Here is a 2,707-nt window from a genome sequence, read left to right as displayed (position 1 = left end):
AGTGCGCACGGCCCCCCGGGCCGGGTGCACTAGCCCTCCAGACGCCGACTTCAAGGCGATCCCGCCGCGACGGCGGAGCCGGCGCAATCAAACACAGAGGTTTCATTGGCACGGCAGGTTTCCGGGCACGAGCAGCCCGTCGGCACCACCCGCACCCTGGAGTCCACTTCGGACGGTGCGGTCGTCAAGCGAAGCGTCCTCCCCGGCGGCCTGCGGGTGATCACCGAGCACGTCCCGGCCTCCCGCTCCGCGACAGTCGGCTTATGGGTCGGCGTGGGTTCCCGCGACGAACCGGCCCCGGTCGCCGGTGCCGCGCACTACCTGGAACACCTGCTGTTCAAGGGAACCGCCCACCGCGACGCCACCCAGATCGCGGAGGAGATCGACGCGGTAGGCGGCGAATTCAACGCCTTCACCGCCAAAGAACACACCTGCTACTACGCCCAGGTCCTGGACGCGGACCTGCCGCTCGCGCTCGATCTCGTCACCGACGTGGTCTTCGAAGCGCAGTGCACCGACCGCGACATGGACATGGAACGCAGCGTCGTCCTCGAAGAGATCGCGATGCGCGACGACGACCCGGAAGACTTGCTGCACGAGGAATTCGTCAGCGCGATCCTCGGCGAGCACCCCCTGGGCCGTCCGGTGCTGGGCACGGAAAAGTCCATCACCGAAATGTCGCCGGTCGCCCTGCGCGGCTTCTACCGCCGTCGCTACACCCTGCCCCGGATGGTGCTTGCGGTCGCCGGGAACGTCGAGCACACGCAGGTGCTGCGGCTGGTCAAACGCGCGCTCAAGGACCGTCTCGGCGGCACCGCGACGCCGGTCGCCCCGCGATCCGGCCGCGCGCGGCTGAAGACCGTGCCGAAGCTGGCGCTGCACCCGGACGACACCGAGCAGGCGCACGTGATGCTCGGTTTCCGAGCGCTGCCGCGGCACGACGAGCGCCGGTTCACGCTGTCGGTGCTCAACGCGGCGCTCGGCGGCGGCATGAGTTCCCGGCTGTTCCAGGAGATCCGCGAGCGTCGCGGGCTCGCGTACCAGGTGTACTCGTCGGTGGCGAGCTACGCCGATCTCGGGCACATGTCGGTGTACGCGGGCTGTCAGCCGGAGCGGCTGGGCGAGGTTTCCGGCGTGATCCGCGAGGTGCTGGACTCGGTCGCCGCGGACGGGCTGTCCGACGCCGAGGTCGCGCGCGCCAAGGGGCAGCTGCGCGGCGGGCTCGTGCTGGGACTGGAGGACACCTCCTCGCGGATGTCCCGGATCGGCAAGAACGAACTGAACTACGCCCGGTACCTGGGCGTGGACGACACGATCGCGCGGATCGACGCGGTCACGACCGAAGACGTGTGTGCGCTCGCTCGCACTCTGCTGCGGCGCCCCGGCGGGGTGTCGTCCGCGGCGGTGGTGGGGCCGTACGCTCACGCCGACGACCTGCCCGACGATCTGCACGAGGTGATCGCGTCATGACCGAGTCCCCGATCCGCGTCGGCGTGCTGGGCGCGCGCGGCCGCATGGGTGCGACCGTGGTGAAAGCCGTGGAAGGCGCCGCGGACCAGGAACTGGTGGCCGCGCTGGACGCGGGCGACGATTTCGCCGCGCTGGAGAACGCCCAGGTGGTCGTGGACTTCACGCATCCGGACGCGGTGATGGACAACTTGCGCTGGCTGATCGCGCACGATCTGCACGCGGTCGTCGGCACCACCGGGTTCAGCGAGGAGCGGCTGGCCGAACTGCGCGGGCTGCTGGCGGACAAGCCGCAGCTGGGCGTTCTGATCGCGCCGAACTTCGCGCTGGGAGCGGTGCTGGCGATGCGGTTCGCGGCGCAGGCGGCGAAGTTCTACGCCTCGGCCGAGATCATCGAGCTGCACCACAACCGCAAGGCCGACGCCCCGTCCGGCACCGCCGCGCACACCGCGCGGATGATCGCCGCCGCTCGCGCTGAAGCCGGGGTCGCTCCCGGTCCGGACGCCACGACGTCCGAAATGGACGGTGCCCGCGGCGCTTCGGTCGAGGACGTCCATGTGCACTCGGTCCGCCTGCCGGGCCTGGTGGCGCACGAGGAGATCCTGTTCGGCGGCGAGGGCGAAACCCTGACCATCCGGCACGATTCGCTGGACCGGACGTCGTTCATGCCGGGCGTGCTGCTCGGCGTGCGTTCGGTGGTGTCGCGTCCCGGCCTGACGGTCGGCCTGGAGAACGTGCTCGACCTGTGAAAGCCCGTAATTTCGCGCTGTTGATGACCGCGGCGCTGGTGGTGTACCTGGTCCTGCTGGCGGACCGGGCCGTGGCCTTGTTCGGCACCGGGACGCCGACCGGGATCGCGCTCGGCATCGGCGTGTTTCTGCTGCCGCTGCTGGGAATCTGGATCGTCTGGACGACCTGGCGCTCCGGCGTGCAGATCCAGCGGCTGTCGCGGCGGCTCGACGCCGAGGGCGGCCTGCCGGACGTGTCGGACCTTCCGCGCCGCCCGTCCGGCCGCGTGGACCGCGACGCCGCGGACGCGTGGTTCGACGAGCGCCGCGCGGAAGTCGAGGCGAGCCAAGAGGATTGGCGGGCCTGGTACCGGCTGGCGTACGCCTACGACATCGCGGGGGACCGCCGCCGGGCGCGGGCGACCATGCGCAAGGCGATCGAGCTGGAAGCCGCGGAGCGCAAGTAGCGCCGGCTCTTTCCTCCGCAAAAGTCCGTGAGGGGACCCCTGAGG

The 2,707-nt window shown here is 70.6% G+C and carries 3 protein-coding genes; all 3 read left to right on the top strand.

Translation table 11 applies throughout. The annotated features are described in order from the left end of the window. The first annotated feature begins 105 nt into the window (after nucleotides 1-105). From ACWGIC_RS44845 to ACWGIC_RS44835, 3 genes are read left to right on the top strand one after another with little or no spacing between them, the layout of a single operon-like run. Entirely contained in the window at nucleotides 106-1,470 is a 1,365-nt protein-coding gene (locus ACWGIC_RS44845) for a M16 family metallopeptidase (protein ID WP_452082052.1), read from the top strand. Continuing rightward, nucleotides 1,467-2,216, top strand: coding sequence for a 4-hydroxy-tetrahydrodipicolinate reductase (gene dapB, locus ACWGIC_RS44840; protein WP_452082051.1), 750 nt, complete (start codon nucleotides 1,467-1,469; stop codon nucleotides 2,214-2,216). Before ACWGIC_RS44845 ends, dapB begins: the two co-directional genes overlap by 4 nt. Continuing rightward, nucleotides 2,213-2,662, top strand: coding sequence for a tetratricopeptide repeat protein (locus ACWGIC_RS44835; RefSeq protein WP_452082050.1), 450 nt, complete (start codon nucleotides 2,213-2,215; stop codon nucleotides 2,660-2,662). The genes dapB and ACWGIC_RS44835 overlap by 4 nt, the downstream gene beginning before the upstream one ends. Nucleotides 2,663-2,707 lie beyond the last annotated feature (45 nt).

The sequence above is a fragment of the Amycolatopsis sp. NPDC054798 genome, assembly GCF_053611505.1.
The sequence above is the reverse complement of the archived record's forward strand: the minus strand, read 5'-3'. Positions and strand labels throughout refer to the sequence as shown.